This window comes from Isoptericola sp. 178 (assembly GCF_030586525.1).
GTDB lineage: Bacteria > Actinomycetota > Actinomycetes > Actinomycetales > Cellulomonadaceae > Isoptericola > Isoptericola sediminis.
Window position 1 is genome coordinate 192939 of the sequence record NZ_JAUQYN010000003.1, and the last position, 19724, is coordinate 212662.

Consider the following 19724-nt stretch of genomic DNA (forward strand, 5'->3'; position numbering starts at 1 on the left):
GAGTTGGTGCGGCGCTAGCGCGCGGCAGCCGTCTTCTGCTGGATCGAGACGATCACGAACTCGGCCGGCTTCAGCGGGGCGAACCCCACCTGGATGTTCACCACGCCCCGGTCGATGTCGTACTGGCTCGTGGTCTCGCCGTCGCACCGCACGAAGAACGCGTCGCGCGCGCTGGTGCCCTGGAACGCGCCGCGCCGGAACAGGTCCTGCATGAACGCGCCGACACCGAGCCGGATCTGGGACCACAGCGGCTCGTCGTTCGGCTCGAACACGACCCACTGCGTCCCGCGGTAGAGGCTCTCCTCGAGGAACAGGGCCAGCCGCCGCACCGGGACGTACTTGTAGTCGTCGCTCAGCACGTCGGCGCCCCGCAGGGTCCGGGCCCCCCACACGACCGACCCGGCGTCGCGGAACGTCCGCAGCGCGTTGTAGCCGGCGGGGTTGAGCTGCCCGTTCTGGTCGTTCGTCAGCGTCGACTCCAGCGCGACGACACCGGTGAGCCCCGCCTCCAGGCCCGCGGGCGCCTTCCACACGCCTCGGGCCGCGTCGGTCCGGGCGTACACGCCGGCGACGGCGCCACCCGGCGCGAACGTGTCGACCTGGCCCCCGCGCAGCGGGTCGGCGTGGCGCACGCGCGGGAAGTAGACCGCGGCGTTGCGGGCCACCTCACCCGTCACACCGAGACCGTCGGCCCAGGCCGCGAAGCCCTCGACCGTCTGCCCCGGCTTCGGGTCCACGACGAGGAACGCCCTGCGGGACGCCGCGTACTGGGCCGCGAGCGGCCAGACCGAGTCGTGCAGCGACCCCGACGGCGTCGGTGGCGGCAGGACGACGATGTTGACCAGGTCGACCGTGTCGAGGGCGTGGAAGCCGCGGCCGTCGTCCGTGTAGTCGTCGGGTTCGACGGCCGCGCCGTCGGTTCCCTCGTCCCCGGTGGCGACCGTGTAGGTGTCCTCCCCCGGTGCCGACGTCGACGACGCCGACACCTGCCTCACGAGGCGGGAGGACTCGAGGAGGTTGGCCAGTCGCGCCGGCCCGTCACCGACGGTGACGTTGCGGTACACCTCGGTCTCCTCGCCGAGGCTCAGGGTGAGCGTGAACAGGTCGTCCGGGTCCACCCCCTGGGCCGCGCCGATGTCGGCGGCGTCCGCGGTCGCGGGGTGGGTGACGACCCCGACGAGGTCGTTCGCCCACTCCCCCGGGCCGTGGGCCTCCAGCGTCACGTCGCCGACCACGAGCTGGGCCGCCGCGGCGTCGTGCGTGGGGTCCGCGTCGCCCTGGCGCGCGACGCGGACCACGTAGGCCGGCCCGCCCCCGTTGAGGTAGAAGTCGCGCACGGCGTAGCCGAGCCCGCTGGAACGCACCAGCCCGCCGAAGGCCCGCTCGAAGTCGGTGAAGCTGCCGATCCGGACGGGGGTGTCGACGGGACCACGCCGCGCGGTGCCCACGAACGCCGTGATCGACGTGGCCACACCCGTCACGGTGCGGTTCCCGCTCGGTACCTCGGTGACGTACACGCCCGGGTACGGGGTGGAGATGCTCATGAGGACTCCTTCGACGCTGCGGCGTGGCCCTGCCCCGACGACGTTCCACCGCGCGCGTCAACCACCCGTCACCGGGCTGTCACACGGACCCCGCCCCGTCATGACGGCGACGTGACCGGGCGGTGACGGCTCCCGGGCACGATGGTGCCCGTCCCGGAGCCGGTCCCACCGGCCGACAGGGTCCAGGGGGTGTCGAGATGGTGAGCATTTCGGTGGTCGAGCGCGTCAGCGTCGCCGACGGGCCGTCGTGGACGCTCGACGTCGACCTGGAACCGGACGCCTACGTGGTCTCCGAGGCCACGCTCGCGCGGCACGGGCAGGCCGGTGACCGCGTCGAGGTCACGCTCGTTCCCGCGGGCGTCTCCGTGACGCTGCTGGCGGTCTCGGCGGTCGACGAGACCGGGCGGCCGGCGGTGGTCCGGGTGACCCCCCGCGGCGACGTGGACGGCGCGCCGCTGGCGGTGCACGGCGCGCTGCTCCTCGCCAACGCGGACGTCGTCGGCGGACTGGTCCCGGTGGGCGGGCCCGTCCAGGTCCTCGACCTGGTCAACGACGGCACGGCGGCGATCAGTGTGCGGGTCCTGGCCGCGTTCGACGAGCTCGACGGCTAGAGCCCTCCGTGTCCGTGTCGGGGGGCCGTCGTAGCGTGTTCCGCATGGCAGAGATCGTGCTCTTCCACCACGCGGGGGGCCTGACCGACGGCGTCCGTTCCTTCGCGCAGCAGCTCCGCGACGCCGGGCACACCGTGCACACGCCCGACCTCTTCGAGGGGCGGACCTTCGCCGACGTCACCGACGGCGTCGCGTTCGCCCAGGCCGCGGGCGAGGGCACGTTCGCACGCCGAGCGGCCGCCGTCGTCGCGGACCTCCCGACGGACGTGGTCTACGGCGGCATGTCGATGGGGATCGCGCGCGCCACGGAGTGCGTCCTGGAGCGGCCCGGCGCCCGGGGGGCGTTCTTCCTCTACGGCGCCGTCGACCCCGCCTGGTGGGACGCGACGTGGCCGGCCGACGTCCCGTCCCAGGCGCACGTCACCGAGGACGACCCGTGGCGCGAGCCGGAGGCCGAGGAGGCATACCTGGCGGCCGTGGCCGGCGGAGAGTTCTTCGCCTACCCGGACGGCGGGCACCTGTTCGCCGAGCCGGGACATCCCGACCACGATGCGCGCACCGCCTCCCTGGCGACGCAGCGGGTCCTCGATCTCCTGGCCCGCCTCTCGCGCTGACGAGGCGGAGGAGCCGTGGACCCGACTCCGCCGTGTCCTAGCTCAACCGCCGCGACAGGTGCACCGTGACCGTGTCACCGACATCCTTGCCCAGCTGCTTCCGCAGCTTCGCGTTGAGCGACAGCATGAGCTCGCCCCGGCCGGTCGGCATGAGGCCGACGTTCTCCAGGGCGACGCCGTCGACCGTGGCGTCGACACGGACCGAGCGGCCGGTGCCGAGCAGCTCGGTGGCGCCGGGGAGCTCGACGCAGGGCCAGACGTCTCCCTTGACGTCGACGCCGACGGGCGCGGTGACGGTGTGGTCGAGGTCGGTGGGCGGCGTGGTCATGGGTCTCCTCCTGTCGTCGGACAACTGTCCAGGGGGTGACGCCACGGCCCGGCAATACTCATCGGTCGGTGCCGCTACTCGCGGCCCTCCTCGAGCGGGATGAGCATGGTCCGGAAGTCGCCCGGGGTGCTCGCCAGCTCCCAGACCCGCTCGGCGACGTCCTCGATGCCGTTCTCGAGCTGCAGCTTCGGGATCGCGCCGGGGATGACGAGCTGGGCGACACGGATGCCCTCGTCCGCCAGCGCGTCGTGCAGCATCTCGCCGTAGGCGCTCTCGGCGGGGAACGCCACCGAGGTGCCGGCGAACCCCGCACGGGCCTTCACCGAGGTGCCGCCGTTGATCAGCACGATGCTCCCCTCCCCCTGCTCGCGCATGCCCGGCAGCACCGTACGCACGGCGGTGACGAGTCCCAGCGCCGAGAACTTCAGCGCGTCCAGGGCGAGGTCCGGCGTGAGGTCCAGGACCGGCTTCAGGTACTCGCGGGCGGGCAGCGGGCTGTACTGCAGCGCCGTGATCGGGCCGAGGTCCGCGGCCGCTCGCCCGAGGGCCACCTCGAGCGAGGCGCCGTCCCGCACGTCCGCCGCGTAGCCGCGGGCCGTCACGCCGTGCTCGCCCAGCTCCTCGGCCAGCGCGTCCAGCTTGGCCAGGTCCCGCGAGATCAGCGCGACCGCATACCCCTCGCGGCCGAACCTGCGTGCGACCGCGGCTCCCAGGTTCGGTCCGGCTCCGATGATGGCCAAGGTCGGCATCGAGGTCTCCTTCTGTCGTCGGTCCCTCTCGCCCGGACGCTACCCGCGAGAGCACCACCGGGCACGACGAGGCACGGCCGCTCCGCGCGAGCGGCACCTCCCGCAGACCCCGGGCACCGAGCCGTCGACGATGACCAGGCAAACGGTCGGACCGTCGTCCGTCGGCCCGCCCGTGCGTGCTCCCGCACCGCGCCCCTACGCGGTCGCCGTGCCGCTCTCGACCGCTTCCTTGATCCGCTGCAGGCGGTCGTGCACCAGCCTGTCGGGTCCCCGGCCCTCGAACCGGTCGATCAGGCGTTCGTACAGCGGCGGGTCGTGCACCATGACCGTCAGGGTCATCCGCGTGCCGCCGCGCTCCGGCTCGAAGACGTGCGACAGGGTGTACAGCGCGGTCTCGTGCCGCGGGTGCTCCCACCGGCTGAACGACATCGTGGGCTGCATGGCGATGTCGATCCGCTCGTCGGGCACGACCTCGACGTACTCCAGACGATCGTCCTCCTCCATCACTCCTGCGCTGCGCGAGAGGCGTGCCGTCGTGCCCACGCCGTCCGGGGACGTCGAGGACTCCACGACGTGCTTGGGGTCGCCGGCGAACAGCTGCTCGGGATCGAGGCAGTAGGCGTACACGCGGCCGGGCGTCGCGTCGATGTGGATGGACTGCTGGACCCTGGTCCTCACGTCAGTCATCTTTCTCACCCCCTCTCGCACCTCGCGAGGTGGGATCTCCACACCTCCAGGCTACGGCGGGCACCACTCGCACGCTCGGGTCGCCGGGCGCCCGCCGGGCCCTCTCGGTCTCCCGATGAACTGGTGGTCGGTGCGGGTGAACTTGCCCCCGGCAACCCCGGTTCACCCGCCTCCGCACTGCGTTCTCCGGGGCATGTCGGCCACGATGGAGCAGTTCCGTCACGTCATGGTTCGCGAACGGTCCCGAACCGGCAAACGACGTCACCGAGAGAAGGATGTCCCATGAAGATCCAGCGCATCGCCGCCGGCACCGCCGCCGTCGCCCTCGCCACCCTCGGCGTCGCGGGCACCGCCCACGCCGCCGACCACAGCACCACTGTCCCGGGCCACCAGGGTCGCGACGGCACCGTCGTCGGCCACTACACCTCGCTGTACGCCGAGGACGACGCGGGCGACTGGTACTGGGACCTCGGGGACGGGCGCGTCATGGGCAGCGTCGACGGCGTCGGCGACCTCGACCCGGACACCGTCGTCACCTGCGACTACCAGGTGATCTACCGCGGTGACTTCGGCGACGACCCGAGCCTCGACGACGGCTGGATCAAGAACAACATCCGCTGCGACGACGGCACGACCTACAACAGCACCTACGTCAGCTCCGAGGACCCCCGCTACACGGGTGAGCACCCCATCTGGGGAACGTGGGACATCGTGGTCAGCACCGTGTCCGGCCAGGGCAACACCGTCTGACCGAGGCCCCGGCCGCGAACGATGAACGGCCCGGGTCCACGCCCGTGGACCCGGGCCGTTCCGGCTCTCGTCGAGAGATGCACCCGGACCGGGACCGGTACGCCGCGGCGGGGGCACCGCAGCAGGCGAGGGGGTGAAACACGACGGGTCCTGCCGCCGGGGTCGCATGCCGGGCTGCCTCAGCGGATCCTTGGAGCATCAACGCCCGAGCACGGGGGGCCCACCGTGAAGGTTCGCATGGCTGTCGCAGGCATCGTCGCCTTCCTCCTGGCTCTCGCCCTCGGGCTGGTCTCCCCCGCCGTGACGGCTGTGGCAGCCCCCGGGGACCCCGACCGTCCGGGCCCCCGGACATCGTCGGGCCAGAGCTCCGGCGGCCCGCGGACGACGCCGCTGTCCCGGCCGTCGAGCTCGCTCCGGGCCCCCGGCTCCACCACCGCCGCGGCGACGGCATCCTCGCCGTACGCGACCCCGGGCCTGGCGATCCCCGCCTGGGGCGACGCGCAGTGGAAGCACCCCGACACCTTCCAGACCATCGAGCTCGCCGACCTGGACGGCGACGGGCGGGACGAGATCTACGGACGGTTGCCGGCCGGCCTGGAGGTCTACGACTTCCGCGTCGACTCCGGCCAGTGGGCCCCCACCTACGTCACCGGCACGCTGCCCTTCGCCGACGCCCCGCGGACACCGGTGGGCTGGCTGCCGCCCTACTACTACGCCACCATCCAGACCGCCGACGTCGACGGCGACGGCAGCGAGGAGGTCGTCGGTCGCGGCCCGACCGGCCTGCAGATCCACTCCTTCGAACCGGCGGCGACCGCCGGGGAGTCGACGTGGTGCACGCTCTCGGCCCAGGGCCCCTTCACCGACGCGGGGCCGTGGGCGCAGGACGCCGCCTACTACTCGACGATCCAGGCCGCCGACCTCGACGGTGACGGCCTCGAGAACGAGTTCTTCGGACGGGGCACGGACGGGATCGAGGCGTGGCGATTCACCGCCGGGGACGACTGCTCCACCGCGGGGTCGTCGTGGACGAAGCTGCCGACCCTCCCGCACTTCAGCGACACCACCGCCGGCCCGGGCGTCGCCGACCGCTACGCCACGATCCAGGCCGCCGACCTCGACGGCGACGGCACGGACGACGTCCTCGGCCGGGCCGGAAACGGGATCTACGCCTACAGCCTGGCGACCGGTGCGTGGACCGACCTGCCGGTGCTCCACGAGTTCACCGACAACCAGGGCTTCACCCAGGCCGGCCAGTACAGCACGATCCAGACCGGCGACCTCGACGGCGAGGGTGGCCTCGAGGTCTTCGGGCGGAACGCCGACGGGATCGTCGGCTACCGGCTGGAGAGCGGCACCTGGCAGACGCTCAAGGCGCTGACCAAGGACTTCGGCAACTCGAGCAGCGTCGACTGGGGCAGCGCCCCGGGCTACTACCGCACGATCCAGGCGGCCGACATCGACGGCGACGACCGCGACGAGGTCGTCGGTCGCAGCGTGGACGGGATCCACGCGTGGGAGCTGCTCGCCTCCGACAACTGGCACGAGGTCTCGACCGGCGGACCGTTCGCCGACGCCGACGGCTGGTCGCAGGACTGGAGCCGGTTCGCCACCATCCAGCTCGGCGACATCGACGGGACGGTGCCGCTCAACGCACCGACGACCAACGGCGGCGACCGCGCCGAGATCATCGGCCGCGGCCCGACCGGTGTCCAGACCTATGCCTGGGACGACGTCAAGAACACCTGGGTCTCGCCCTCGGCCACCTTCCCGGACTACTCGACCGGGACGGCGAAGGCTGCCTATCAGGCCGTCAATGCGACGATCGCGACCCAGCTCGGGTACACCAACCCCGACTTCGACCTGCGTTCAACCTATGGTTCCGAGACGGGCTACAACCTCGGGACGAAGTACCCCGAACTGGTGGCCGCCGCGACCCAGCCGTCCAACGTCCCCGACGCTGTGTGGGAGTCGGTCACCACCCAGCTCACGAACGAGCTGTCGGCGGCGGCGAGCGTCGAGGCGTACTTCGCCGGTGTGCAGGGGGCGCTGCAGCAGGACGAGATCACCGACCTGGCGCAGGACGGGCCGCAGATCGCCGAGCAGCTCGACTACAACATCAAGTCGTCGCACGCGCTCGAGGCCGACCTCTTCGGCCTCGCCGCCGGCGTGGCGGAGGCGCTGGCCAACCTGGCCACCACCGAGACCGGCGTACCGGTGGGCAGCGTGGTCGGCGGCCTGTTCTCCGCGGGATGGGCCACGGGAGCGCGGGTGAGCGAGGGTTCCGGCAACTCGACGCTGCACAAGGAGCTGCAGAAGATCCTGGACGACTCGGCCGGGATGATCACCGCGGCGGCCGACGCGATCCCTGTCGCTCGGGAGGCGGTCGCCACCGACTACGGCATGTTGTGGGAGGTGGGCGCACTGACCGGCAACGACACGTGGGTCCCCCCGACGAACGACTCCACCGCGGCACGCACCGCCCAGGCGTTCAACGTGTGGGTCTGGCAGGTCGTGCTCAACGACCAGGCCCACATCGAGCACAAGGACAAGGCGAACGCCGCGTGGAGCTACGACGGTTTCCACTACGGCCTGAAGGTCGGCGACGCCTCCGACATCGAGGGTCAGCTCTTCGGCAAGACCTCGACCGGGTGCCTCGCGAGCTTCGACCCGTCATGCCACCTCGGGGTGCCGCCGGACTTCGTGTTCGAGGGTCTCTACGGCTGGGACATCCCGTGCGGCTTCTTCACCATGTGCCAGCCCACGGGCGCCTGGCTTCCTCCGGAATGAGAACGAGGCCGCCCCACCCGGGTCTCCCCCGGCCGGACGGCCTCTCGCTGCCGGCTGACGGTGCCGGGGACGCTCTCCGCGCACGCGGGTGAAAACCTGGGGAGCTCCCGGGGCAGGGGATCCATCCGAGTGTTGCCTCAGTAGACTGATGGAGCACAACCGCCCGAGCTCAGGGGGCAACGGTGAAGCTCCGCATCGCCATCGCCGGCATCGTCGCCTGCGTGCTGACTCTTGGCCTCGGGCTCGTGGCCCCCGTCGTGACGGCTCCACCGGCAGAGGCGGTCACCAAGATCTCGGCCCGCAAGCTCCTGCGCCAGCTCCCGGTGGCCTCCGAGACCAACAAGGGCTACGACCGGTCGAAGTTCCCGCACTGGATCGACACCGCCGACAAGGACGTCTGCGACACCCGCGAGGAGGTCCTCATCCAGGAGGCGATCCGCGCCCCGCGAGTGACGGCGTCGACGTGCGTGATCTCGGGCGGCACGTGGCGCTCGAAGTACGACCGCGTGATCACGACGAACAAGTCGACGTTCGACATCGACCACGTCGTACCTCTCCAGGAGGCCTGGGCCTCCGGGGCCAAGAGATGGACGAAGAGCACGCGCAAGCAGTTCGCCAACGACCTCGGCTACCGCGCGACGCTCATCGCGGTGTCCGCGTCGTCGAACCGGTCGAAGGGCGCGCGTGAACCCCACCAGTGGATGCCGCCCAACCGGGCGTACCACTGCACCTACGTCAAGCAGTGGATCGCCATCAAGTGGCGTTGGTCGCTCAAGGTCAACCCGAAGGAGAAGACCTACCTGCGCCGCCAGCTCGACGCGTGCGACAGCGTCCTGGTGAACAAGCCCCGGCGAGCCACGTAGCGGTCCGCCCGGACATCCGCGGTCAAGGACCCTGCGTCGAGGCAGGAGCCGCCGATACCGGCACGGTGCGTTCATCACACGACCCTGCTACGGAGTGCCTCGATCCTCGTGATTCCCGAAGATGCCCGCCGGAGGCATCAGGGAAGCGCCATCGCCTCCATGGCACTGAGTGTGGGCCGATCAGGTGGTTCAGCACGTGCCGGAGGGCCTGGGGACGAGGGGCGCTCAGCCTGTGGTCAAGGCGTTTGGAGAAAGAACCTCACGATCTCACCGACACCGGGTGACAACAAACAGGCCGCCCACCAGGGTGACCCCTGGTGAACGGCCTCTCGCTGGCGGGCTGACAGGATTTGAACCTGCGACCCCCTGACCCCATCCGGGAGCCTGGCCTGAATGCGCGCAACAGCCACCAAAGCACCGGTCGATCACTCTGACCTGGAATGACGCACGACGGGGTCAACTACCCCCCTGCCTCGAGGTCCCGCTGGCTCTCGCCCTCGTGTCCCTCCAATGTCCCTCCGGATCGGACTCGAGTTGCCGGTGCAGGCGGCATCGGTAAGGCGGTTAGCGCCGGTCACGACGCGACTCCGAGGGACCGCAGCTGAGCGTTGATGCGCTCGCGGCGGTCACTAGCTCGAGGACACGCTGGCGGGGTGTGGCCACAGGTCGAACACGGTCGTGACGGGGTGCGGGATGTTGCTGGCGGCGGGCTTCGGTCCGGTGTCGGGGTCTGCAACGGCGGTCGGTGTTGGGCTGTTGTGGGAGATCGGCGACTCCTTCGCGTCGTCCGTACGGCTCGGCCGGTGACCTCAAGGAGGCGGGCGCGGCACAGCTCGATCGTTTCGGGGCTGTGAGCGCGGATCTGCTCGAGCAGATCCCGGGGAGTCGGTCGCTGCTTGAGATCGGCGAGCTCACGGGCAGTACGCAGACCCCGGTGCGCCACAGCCTGGACCGGTCAGAAGTGTCATGCCGGGGCCGAGGCGCGCGTCCGCTCGACGACTGAGGTCAGGCGGAGCCTGGCCTCAAGTCTGACCACTCGGGGCCGAGATCTTCGTCCGCGAACGACGGCAGAGGCGTGCCGGGCTCGGCGACTCGCACGACGGCATCCTCCGTCAGGCGTCGTGGCGTGACGACGACGTCCTCGGACAGCACGGCGCTGTTGATCTCAAGCAGACCGTCGCGGCGCATCGCGAGAACACTTTCGAGCAGCCGCATGGTGAACAGCATCGCGACCGTCACCAAGGAAGCAGCGCATCGGTATCGCTCGTTGACCCCGAAAGCCTTCGCTGTCGCACGCACATCGGTGTCGTGGTGGATGACGTCGCCGTAGACCCAAGCAAGACCGAGGCGTACCTGATCCATCCGCGCACTGCTGGCGTTGGACGCGTCGGAGACGAGTACGTCCGGGACCTTGTCGGGGTCGACGCTGTCCGGCCGCACACGTTCGTCCCACCTCTGACGCACCGCCTTGATGTTGGCGCGTACCTCTGGGTGGTCGACGAGTCGGGAGATCGCCTTGAGGACGCTGCGGTAGTAGCAGTCTTCCTGCTCAAGCAGGATCGGCCGGACCCTGGCGGCCGCCGACTCGACGACCTCCTCGGGAGGCAGGCGCAGGTCGATCTCGGTCTTGCCGGTCTCGGGATTGTGGGTGAGGTGCAGCGTGCCCATCGCGAGGCGACGGAGGTTTGACCGATCCTGCGCGAGGGAGTGAGCAGCGACGCGACGTGCACGGAGCACGAACTCCTCGATGCGGGCTCGAGCTTGTTCGTCGAGGTCTTCCGGACTCGGGGCGGTTCGGCCCATGTCGTAGTCACCTCTTCGTCGGGACCGTGCTCGGGGCGGCCCAGCATAGGCCGCGGCCCCGACATCGCCCGGGTCAGCTCTACTCGCAGCCGACGCCGACGCCACCGCGGTCGAGGTGGCTGTCGGAGCCGGGGTCGTCGCAGCCGAGCCACGCGCCGTCGTCGCTACCACCGGCGTCGGCACTCTTGGACGGATCCGGTACAACGCTCGGCTAGAGCCCGACCATAAGCTCGACGACAGGGCTCGGGACGCCTTTGAAGGTGTAGTCGAGTGCGCGCTCAAGTTCCTCAGTGTCAGCTGCAGGCCATTCCGTTTGGTCTGTCGCCAGGATCACACGCTCGGCGCGGACCGTTCGCGCGACCGTAGCGATCTTGTTTACCTGCCTCCGGCGTGCCTTGCCGTTGCCGAACGTCGCGCCAGCCTTGGCCTCGACGACGGCGACCTTTCCGCCCACGTGGGCGACGAGGTCGATCTCTGCGATGCTGCTGCCGTCCCGGATGAACTCGACTTCTGAGCAGTCGCCGTAGGCGTTCGGCGACGGCTCGGACAATCGCGCGGCAGCACGGATCGGGAGGTCGCCGCGTTGGGAGGCGATCTGCCGTAGAGCAGTGTGGAGGTCGTAGAACCAGACAGGTTCGGCGTGCGGCTTCTTCCACCGTGCGGCAGACAGGTTGTTGTCTGCTGCGCATAACGGGCAGCGGAACCGTTGTCCCAGGTCGTCGATGCCGTAGAACGATGGCCGGCCGCAGTCGTCACAGCCAAGGATGAGGCCCATGCGTGCGAGCCCAACGGACTGCAGCGCATCGAGGTTCTCGCGCAGCGGTTCCGCGGCGTTCGAGCTCTGGCCACCAACGGTGGAGTTGATCATGGCGTCGAAGGTCAGGTAAGGGTTGAGACCGAGGACTACCGCTCCGCTCGTCTCGCCCGGTTCCGCACCTACTCGTCGTGAACGCTCCTCGTTGGAGGTCTGATCGTCGGCGTACTTGAGGAGAATGCGCTGGAAGTCGCCGGCGATCAGGTCGATAACAGCCCGCCTCGAACCCAGACGGCGCGCTACCAGCTGTACGGCGCGGCCTGCCTGGGAATAGCGCACACCGAGACCTCGCTGCTGGGCCATTGCGCCGACCCACGAGCGGACACCCAACGTGATCAGCGTCGGGTGGGACAGCTTAGCCGATTCAACCGCTCCCGCCGGGACGAACCCGTATGAGGCAGTCACGACGCTCAGCCCATCAGCCCCGCTGCGCACCATGTCAACATGCTTGCTGGTCTTGAGCGCCTCGTCGACGAGCCCGCGCCCAGTCGGCATGATCGAACCGTGGAACTGGATGTCGACATACCAGTACGCCCGGTCATTGAGACGCGACTGCTGGGGGGCTGGCGGGGTGAAGGGAGTCAGCATCGTGAGCGTGCCATCGTCGTGCCGCTCGACCGGCACAGACCTACTCTCGCCTACCCCCTCAGAAATCACCTTTCGGACCAACCCACGACGCAAGTCCGGCCATTCACCAGGGGCGAGGTGCTCGCGGTCTTCCGACGCAGGTACCAACCGGAAGACATCACCGTCGATGCGCTGTGCGACCGCTTCCAGGTCCGTATACGACATTGACACTGAGACGCACGGGATCCTGCCGACCTCTTCATGGGCGTCCTCAAGCCATTGACGCGCGACGGGTACGACGCCCGTCTTTCGCACGGAGTCGGAGTCGAGCATCTGGTTGCTGACCCACAGTCCACGCCCGAGCAGTAGGCGGTATGCCATGGCGAGGGAGAAGTCCTCGGCGGCATCACCGATCACGATCGCGCCCATGTCGTCGGAGAGGCCGGCCCTCACGCCACGTACCGCGGCATCGAGGAGTTGGCTGCGTCGACGCAACTCTTCGCCAGGAGTGCCGCACCAGAGATCGGCAGTTGGGACGTCCCCCAGCTCCCCTTGGAGACCGAACCGCAGTAGTGCATCGTCGGCTACCTTCTGGGGCGTGCCCTCGGCACCGTCGTGCCGGAAACCAATGATGCTTCCGACCTGCAGTGCCACATCACCGTGCCACGTGCGCGGAACAGCGACGTGCGGCGTCGTGAATGTTAGCTCCGGCATGACGGTGAGGCCCGAAGAACCGGTGGACGTGATCGACGTGTGGAGTTGGAGCTTCTTGCCCTGATCGGCAAGCCGGATGAACGGCGTCAGCCATTCCACGAGAAACTCCCGCGCCGTGCCCCCGGCCGGGTCGTGCAGGCCCTGCGGTGGAGCGTCGCGGATCGCCTTCTCGCGTGCGCTGCCTGTCAGCGGCTTGCCGTCGTTGCCCTGGATATTCAAGGTCCCCGGCCGGATGGCCTCGTGCTCTTGGGCCGATGCTTTGAAGAGCAGGATGTGGTCCGGGTCGAAGGCCTCCAGGACCGGAAGCAGCCTCTCGTCCACGCTCCCTTGGTCGCCATACGGCACAAGGAGATGGCCCCCGCCGGCCCAGGTCCGCTGTGCCGCGCCAAGTGCCAGTCGAGCCCACTGTCGCCACTGATCGTCACCGCGGAAGAGCACGACAGCGCGAGGAGGCCTCATCACCGTCGTAACTGCGATGTGGTCGATCATCCCCGTACGCTCTCCCAAGCCTGAGATTGTCATCATGGCTTCCCTACGGCGTGCATCCAGAGGGCGGCATCGAGGATTCGCAGGGGCTCGTCGTCGAACACACAGGCCCGGTCGTCCAACCGTCCTCTTTCACGGGCGGCTTCGACGGCCCAGTCGAGGGCGTCGGTGACCTCGGCGTCGGTGACCAAGGCACGCAGGGCCTGGATCTCCAACCGACCGTCACGATGCGTCGCCAGACCGAGGAGTGCGCGCACCTTCGTGTCCCGCACCGGGAGGAGATGTGGTCGCTTGCGTGCGACGAGCTTGGCCGCGGTCACCCAGGGGTCGGACGCGGGCACCTTCGGGTCAGCCAGCGCGTCCTTCGCCGTGGTGTAAAGGCTCCAGGCGTTGGCGAGGTCGGTGGGGGCCGCGTCCGCTAGGGGGATGTTCGGGTCGAGTTCGGCGAGGGCCTCGAGCAGGTCCCTTCGCGGTTTGCCGTCGTCCAGGACGCGACGCGTGGCCCCGGGACCGACCCTGACCGACAGCATCGTAAGTGCGTGCAGGTCCGCGCCGGTGACGTCATAGGGGTCGTTCGGCGAGATCGAAGCGAATGTCGCGCCGGCGTAGTCGCCACGGGTGTCGTAGTAGCGCTCCAGACTCGCCGTCCCCAGAGCTTCCAACGCAGTGGCCTTCGCTCTGGCCTCGGCAGCGGGCTCGAGGGCCGGCCATCCTTCGGGCAGTTCGCGCGTCATGATTGCGACCCTAGGAGCAGGTGGGTACGGGTTGCACAGCGCCTCGCGCTGCAGGCGTCGGGGCCAGCGGGTGAAATCCGCAGCGTGAGTCAGGGGCGGGGAGCTTGCTTCGGAAGTAGCCAAGCTTCACCGGCCCGGTACTCTTCCTCGACCGCGACGACGACGAAGTCGGCGGCGGTCGTCGGGCTGGTGCGGACCATCAGGACCAATAGTTCCCAAGTCGAAGGTTCGCAGCGCTACGAACCTCGAAGTCATGGTCCTGCGCCAGCCTTGTGAGCGTCTCAGTCGGAGTGTTCGGGTTGGCCGCCACAGCTTCGCGTGCCCACCACCGCTCGTCGCTAGCCAGCGCCACGAGCAGATCGGGTGGTGTGCTCGGGTTCGCGGCGACGCCTACACCTTCCCCCGACACGACGAGCGTTCTCAGAGTCCCCACGGGGGTCCGCGGGTTGCGTGCCACGGCATCCAAGATCTGATCACGCAGCGTCGACCCACCGTCCTCCCGAGGAGTCTCAGGCATGCTGATGGCTCTGCGCGCCAACTCGGTGAGCATCCAGGCTGGCGCACCGGGGTTCGCAGCGACTCCGCTCGCCCAATGGGTGGTGCTGAGGGCCTCCAGCGTCGCATGGGGCGTGCTGGCGTGCCTCGCAACGGCGTAGATCATCGAGTCGACAATCAACTCGCTCGCGGCCGCTTTTCTATGTGACCTACCCATATAGGAGCTGTCCTCGAACATCAGGGTGTCCTTGTGACTCCTCGCAAGTCGGGCTAGGGCTGCGGGCGGAGCGTCCTCGCGTCTTGCGACACCGTCTCGCACTACGGCGTACTCGTCCTGCGCCAGTGCCATGAGTGCCTCGCTCGGCGTGCGGGGATGGCCCGCCACTAGCCGGCGAACCGGATGCCAGCGTGAGTGCGCAAGCAGCAGCATGAGCGACCGCTCGGTCGCGGTGTCCTGCGCCACGTCGGGAGGCAGCGGCATCGTCTCAAGGGCGGCGGAGAGGGGATCCGCCGCCGATGCAAGCCGAAAGGCCGTCTTGCCGAAAACGGTCGATCCCAGTCGCGAACGCCACTGGGGTGGGACATGCTTGAGGATCAACGCCAGCTGGAGCCAGGAGAGGTCGGGCCGTCGTACCGCGAGAACGTCAACGACGTCACGGTCGACCTGCACAAGCGCGATCAGTGTCGACATCGGTGTCGAACGCTTCGATGCTAGCCTCCGGCGCTGCCACCCGAAGGCCGGAACCTGCTCAGCCATGCGGCACCCCACACTCCTCTTAACAGTCGGGAGCATAGCGACATCGCGCACCACAGTTACCCACCGCTCCATCGCTGCGGGGGGCCATCGTGACTGGCGACACGAGGCGATGACGCTCCGTCCGCGATCACTCGCGGCGGGTCCGCCTCATAGGTCGTGCGGGCATCGGTCAGAAACCCTCGGGCACGTTAGCCCCGTGCCCTTGGGTCTCTTCGGCTACCCCACGACCTCAAAGGTGTGGCTGAGGTCACTCCGATGCCCCTCCTGGCCGTGCGCACGACGCGACGACAAAAGGCCGCCCACCAGGATCTCCCTGGTGGACGGCCTCTCGCGGTCGGGCTGACAGGATTTGAACCTGCGACCCCCTGACCCCCAGTCAGGTGCGCTACCAAGCTGCGCCACAGCCCGTCCGGCCCGACCTGTGCCGAAGCACCGGGAACGGACCGGTTCGGCCCCGCAGGGCCGACCGAAATACTACCCCAGACCGGGCGTCGCTCGTCCACTCCGCACCGGGGGTGTGTCCGGGGTCACCGGGACGGTCAGCGAGCCTCCGCCGTGGTCGCCGGCCGCACCGCCCGCAGGACGTGCGCGGTCGCCAGCGCGGCGGCCGTCGCCTCGTACCCCTTGTCCTCGTGCGAGCCCTCGAGCCCGGCGCGGTCGAGGGCCTGCGCCTCGTCGTCGCACGTGAGCAGACCGAAGCCGACCGGCACGGTGTGGTCCAGCGCGACCCGGTTGAGCCCGTCGGTGGCCGCGGCGCACACGTAGTCGAAGTGCGGGGTGCCGCCCCGGATGACGACACCGAGAGCGACGACGGCGTCGTACCCCGCCGCCGCGCAGGCCTGGGCCGCCACCGGCAGCTCGAAGGACCCGGGCACCCGCAGCACGTCCGGCTCGACGGAGTGGTCGGCACACGCACGCCGGGCGCCGTCGAGCAGCCCGTCCATGACGGTCTCGTGCCACGAGGCGGCGATCACGGCCACCCGCAGGTCCGAGCTGTCCACGGCGTGCGTGGTGGGCGCCCCCGCCCCGCTCATCGCAGCACCTCGCGCGCCGTCGTCATGCCGTTCATCGGGCCTCCTTCAGGTTCGACTCGAGGGTGAGGGTCGGTCCCCGGGCGAGGTTCGACCTCGGGTTCAAGGTTGGGCAGGTCGTGGCCCATGCGGTCGCGCTTGGTGCGCAGGTAGGCCACGTTGTCGGGCGCCGGGTGGATCGCCAGCGGCACTCGTTCGGCCACGGTCACTCCCCCGGCCTGCAGGCCGTCGACCTTGGCAGGGTTGTTGGTCAGCAGGCGGACGGACCCCACGCCGAGGTCGCGCAGCACGTGCGCGGCGGCCGTGTACTCACGGGAGTCCACGGGCAGCCCCTGCGCCAGGTTCGCGTCGATCGTGTCCTGGCCGCCGTCCTGCAGGCTGTACGCCGTCAGCTTGGCGACCAGGCCGATGCCGCGGCCCTCGTGGCCGCGCATGTAGACGACGACGCCGCGGCCGGCCTCCTGCACCGCACGCAGCGCGGAGTCCAGCTGCGGCCCGCAGTCGCAGCGCAGCGAGCCGAAGGCGTCCCCGGTCAGGCACTCCGAGTGCACACGGGTCAGCACCGGTCCGCCCGCGTCCAGGTCGGCGAGCGCCCCGGCCACCAGGGCGACGTGCTCGTCGCCGGTGACCCGGTCCCGGTACCCGACGGCCGTGAACTCACCGTGCCGGGTGGGCAGCCGGGTGACGGCAAGCCGGTCCACGGTCGACTCGGTGACGCGGCGGTAGGCGACCAGGTCGGCGACGCTGACGAGCTCCAGCCCGTGCTCGGCGGCGAACTCGCGCAGCGCGGGACGACGCATCATGGTGCCGTCGTCGTGCGTGATCTCGGCGAGCACCCCGGCGGTACCGCGGCCGGCGAGGCGGGCCAGGTCGACGGCGGCCTCGGTGTGCCCGGTGCGCTCGAGCACGCCACCGGCGCGAGCACGCAGCGGCAGCACGTGGCCCGGACGGGTCAGGTCGGCCGCCGTCGCGTCCGGGTCGGCGAGAACCCTCGCGGTGCGGGCACGGTCGGCGCCCGAGATGCCCGTGGTCACGCCCTCGGCGGCGTCCACGGTGATCGTGTACGCCGTGCGGAACGCGTCCCGGTTCTCGGCGACCATCAGCGGCAGCCGGAGCCGGTCGAGCGTGTCGCCGTCCGCGGCGACGCAGATCAGCCCGCTGGTGTGCCGCACGGTGAAGCCCATGAGCTCCGGCGTGGCCGCCTCCGCGGCGAAGATGAGGTCACCCTCGTTCTCCCGGCTCTCGTCGTCGACCACGACGACGGCGTGGCCGGCGGCCACCGCCGCGACGGCTCGTTCGACGCGCTCCCGCAGTCCGGGGTCCACGGTGCTCATCGGGCCACCTCCGCGATCTCGGCCGGCGGCACCGCCGGCCCGGCGAAACGTCCGTCCAGGAGCCGCTCGACGTGCCGGGCGAGCACGTCGGTCTCCAGGTTGACCTGCTCCCCCACCGCCCGGGCACCGAGCGTGGTGCGCGCGAGGGTCTCGGGGATGAGGCTGACCGTGAACCGGTCGGTGCCTGCCTCCACGACGGTCAGGGAGACGCCGTCGACCGCCACGGACCCCTTGCCGACCACGTACCGGGCGAGGTCGGCCGGCAGCGAGATCTCCACGACCTCCCACCGCTCACCGGGCGTGCGGGACAGGACGGTGCCGACACCGTCGACGTGCCCCTGCACGATGTGGCCGCCGAGGCGCTCCCCCACGGCCAGCGCCGGCTCGACGTTGACCCGGTCCCCGGCGCGCAGCGCGCCGAGGGACGTGGCGTCGAGGGTCTCGGCCATGAGGTCGGCCGTCCAGGTCGCCGCGTCGTGCTCGGCGACCGTCAGGCAGCACCCGTTGACGGCGATCGAGTCGCCGGTGCGCACGCCGTCGAGCACGCCGGGCGACCGGACGGTGAGGCGGGCGGCGTCGGCACTCTTCTCCAGGGCCTCCACGGTGCCGAGCTCGGACACGATGCCGGTGAACATCAGGACTCCTTCCGCGGCCGCAGGGTGAGCCGCACGTTCGTGGCGGCCAGGCCGGAGGCGGGGCCGTCGGGGGTGGAGAGGTCGTCGGTGGTGGGCTCGAGGACGGTCGCGTCGACCAGGTCGAACCGTGCGGCGTCGGCGATCGTCGTGACGCCCAGGTCGCCGACGGCGGGAGGCCCGGCACCGAGCAGGGCCGGGGCGACGTAGGCGACGATCTCGTCGACGAGGCCGGCGCGCAGGAACGCCGCGGCCAGCGTCCCGCCGCCCTCGAGCAGCACGTGCCGCCGGTCGAGACGCCACAGCTCGGCGAGCGCCTCGTGCGGGTCGTGGGTGCGCAGGTGGCACGTCTCCACGCCGTCCGGGCCCGGAGCGGCGAGGCGGGAGGTCGCAGGCAGATCGCGCCGTCCCATGACGGCCCGCAGCGGCTGAGGGCCGTCGGCGTCGCGGACGGTCAGCGCCGGGTCGTCGTCGAGCACGGTGCCGGTCCCCACCAGCACGGTGTCGACCTCGGCGCGCAGCCGGTGCACGTCGCGCCGCGCGGCCGCCGACGTGATCCACCGGGAGGTGCCGTCGACGGCGGCGGTCCGCCCGTCCAGGGTGGTGGCGACCTTCCAGGTCACGACCGGGCGGCCGAGCTCGACCGCGGTCGACCACACCCGGTTGAGCTCGCGCGCGTCCTCGGCGCCGACGCCACCGACGACGTCGACCCCGACGGCGACCAGGACGCCTGCTCCCCCGGCGGCCGTGGGGTTGGGATCAGCCTGGGCGTAGACCACGCGTGCCACGCCGGCGTCGCGCAGCGCGTCGGCGCACGGACCCGTCCGGCCGGTGTGGGCGCAGGGTTCGAGCGTCACCACGGCGGTGGCGCCCCGTGCGGCGTCGTCGCCGTGGGCGTGCCGGGCGTTGGTCAGGGCGACCACCTCGGCGTGCGGGCTGCCCGCACCCCGGTGGAACCCCTCGGCGAGCGTGGCGCCGCCGGGGTCGAGCAGGACGCAGCCGACGCGTGGGTTGGGTCCCAGGTCGAGTCCCGGCGTGGCGGCCAGCGTCAGGGCTCGCTGCATCGCGGCCTGCTCGGCCGGGGTCACCGTGGGTGCCGCCGCGGCGGTGGTCATGTCCTGGCCCCTCGTCGTCCGGTCGCGGACCCCGGGGGCTCGGCGGCATGGTCGCCCGCCGGTCCTCGCGGGACGCCGGAGCGTCCGCGGGGCGTGGACGTGCCACGCCGTCGGCGAGCGAGCGGTGCCGTCGCGTGCGTCTTCCCATCCGGACTTTGACCGTCGGTCCAGGAGTTCCACCTGGTCAACCGGTCACTGGCTGTGACCGGGTCGCGGACTGTTACCGCCGGTTCGGAGTTTCACCGACCCCAGAGCACGCGAGCTGTTGCTCGTTCACCACGAGACTATCGCACCGCGCCCCGCGGA

General features: G+C 70.5%; 17 protein-coding genes, 1 tRNA gene and 1 riboswitch. Of the genes, 5 read left to right on the plus strand and 13 right to left on the minus strand.

Annotated features, from left to right (window positions below):
- Positions 1 to 14: 14 nt before the first annotated feature.
- Entirely contained in the window at positions 15 to 1544 is a 1530-nt protein-coding gene (locus Q6349_RS10050) for a phage tail sheath subtilisin-like domain-containing protein (RefSeq protein ID WP_304603975.1), read from the minus strand.
- A gap of 197 nt (positions 1545 to 1741) precedes the next feature.
- On the opposite strand from Q6349_RS10050, the gene Q6349_RS10055 reads away from it, so the two are divergent.
- Positions 1742 to 2155, plus strand: coding sequence for a hypothetical protein (locus tag Q6349_RS10055; protein ID WP_304603976.1), 414 nt, complete (start codon positions 1742 to 1744; stop codon positions 2153 to 2155).
- Positions 2156 to 2199: 44 nt separating this feature from the next.
- Positions 2200 to 2769 carry a dienelactone hydrolase family protein gene (locus Q6349_RS10060; protein WP_304603977.1) on the plus strand — a complete coding sequence of 190 codons (570 nt, stop codon included), beginning with the start codon at positions 2200 to 2202 and terminating at the stop codon, positions 2767 to 2769.
- A 37-nt stretch (positions 2770 to 2806) separates the two neighbouring features.
- On the opposite strand, the gene Q6349_RS10065 is transcribed toward Q6349_RS10060, so the two are convergent.
- The 3 genes from Q6349_RS10065 to Q6349_RS10075 form a co-directional block, all read right to left on the minus strand.
- On the minus strand, positions 2807 to 3097 hold the full coding sequence (locus Q6349_RS10065) for a DUF1905 domain-containing protein (protein WP_304603978.1): 291 nt from the start codon (positions 3095 to 3097) through the stop codon (positions 2807 to 2809).
- Positions 3098 to 3171: 74 nt separating this feature from the next.
- Positions 3172 to 3846: an SDR family oxidoreductase gene (locus tag Q6349_RS10070; RefSeq protein WP_304603979.1), complete on the minus strand. Its 675-nt coding sequence runs from the start codon at positions 3844 to 3846 to the stop codon at positions 3172 to 3174.
- Positions 3847 to 4041: 195 nt separating this feature from the next.
- Positions 4042 to 4524 (minus strand): SRPBCC family protein, encoded by a 483-nt coding sequence (locus Q6349_RS10075; protein WP_304603980.1) that lies wholly within the window; start codon positions 4522 to 4524, stop codon positions 4042 to 4044.
- Positions 4525 to 4815: 291 nt separating this feature from the next.
- Here Q6349_RS10075 and Q6349_RS10080 point away from each other — a divergent pair, with 291 nt between their 5' ends.
- The 3 genes from Q6349_RS10080 (at position 4816) to Q6349_RS10090 (ending at position 8936) form a co-directional block, all read left to right on the plus strand.
- Positions 4816 to 5283 carry a hypothetical protein gene (locus Q6349_RS10080; RefSeq protein ID WP_304603981.1) on the plus strand — a complete coding sequence of 156 codons (468 nt, stop codon included), beginning with the start codon at positions 4816 to 4818 and terminating at the stop codon, positions 5281 to 5283.
- A gap of 237 nt (positions 5284 to 5520) precedes the next feature.
- Entirely contained in the window at positions 5521 to 8073 is a 2553-nt protein-coding gene (locus Q6349_RS10085; protein WP_304603982.1) for a VCBS repeat-containing protein, read from the plus strand.
- Between the two features lie 182 nt (positions 8074 to 8255).
- Complete coding sequence (locus Q6349_RS10090) at positions 8256 to 8936, plus strand: HNH endonuclease family protein (protein ID WP_304603983.1); 681 nt, start codon at positions 8256 to 8258, stop codon at positions 8934 to 8936.
- 1005 nt (positions 8937 to 9941) lie between these two features.
- Here the strand turns inward: Q6349_RS10090 and Q6349_RS10095 are convergent.
- From Q6349_RS10095 to ribD, 9 genes are all read right to left on the minus strand, one after another.
- Entirely contained in the window at positions 9942 to 10739 is a 798-nt protein-coding gene (locus tag Q6349_RS10095; RefSeq protein WP_304603984.1) for a hypothetical protein, read from the minus strand.
- Positions 10740 to 10950: 211 nt separating this feature from the next.
- Entirely contained in the window at positions 10951 to 13155 is a 2205-nt protein-coding gene (locus Q6349_RS10100) for a hypothetical protein (RefSeq protein WP_304603985.1), read from the minus strand.
- A gap of 200 nt (positions 13156 to 13355) precedes the next feature.
- Positions 13356 to 14054, minus strand: a complete 699-nt coding sequence (locus Q6349_RS10105) for a DUF6308 family protein (protein ID WP_304603986.1) — start codon at positions 14052 to 14054, stop codon at positions 13356 to 13358.
- Positions 14055 to 14253: 199 nt separating this feature from the next.
- Positions 14254 to 15306, minus strand: a complete 1053-nt coding sequence (locus Q6349_RS10110; protein ID WP_304603987.1) for a hypothetical protein — start codon at positions 15304 to 15306, stop codon at positions 14254 to 14256.
- A 334-nt stretch (positions 15307 to 15640) separates the two neighbouring features.
- Positions 15641 to 15714, minus strand: a tRNA-Pro gene (locus Q6349_RS10115).
- Between the two features lie 131 nt (positions 15715 to 15845).
- Complete coding sequence (gene ribH, locus Q6349_RS10120) at positions 15846 to 16340, minus strand: 6,7-dimethyl-8-ribityllumazine synthase (RefSeq protein ID WP_304603988.1); 495 nt, start codon at positions 16338 to 16340, stop codon at positions 15846 to 15848.
- On the minus strand, positions 16337 to 17671 hold the full coding sequence (locus tag Q6349_RS10125) for a bifunctional 3,4-dihydroxy-2-butanone-4-phosphate synthase/GTP cyclohydrolase II (protein ID WP_304603989.1): 1335 nt from the start codon (positions 17669 to 17671) through the stop codon (positions 16337 to 16339). The genes ribH and Q6349_RS10125 overlap by 4 nt, the downstream gene beginning before the upstream one ends.
- Entirely contained in the window at positions 17668 to 18306 is a 639-nt protein-coding gene (locus Q6349_RS10130) for a riboflavin synthase (protein WP_304603990.1), read from the minus strand. Before Q6349_RS10130 ends, Q6349_RS10125 begins: the two co-directional genes overlap by 4 nt.
- Entirely contained in the window at positions 18306 to 19418 is a 1113-nt protein-coding gene (ribD, locus tag Q6349_RS10135; RefSeq protein ID WP_304603991.1) for a bifunctional diaminohydroxyphosphoribosylaminopyrimidine deaminase/5-amino-6-(5-phosphoribosylamino)uracil reductase RibD, read from the minus strand. The genes Q6349_RS10130 and ribD overlap by 1 nt, the downstream gene beginning before the upstream one ends.
- Positions 19419 to 19548: 130 nt before the next feature.
- Positions 19549 to 19679, minus strand: a riboswitch (FMN riboswitch).
- Positions 19680 to 19724: the final 45 nt, after the last annotated feature.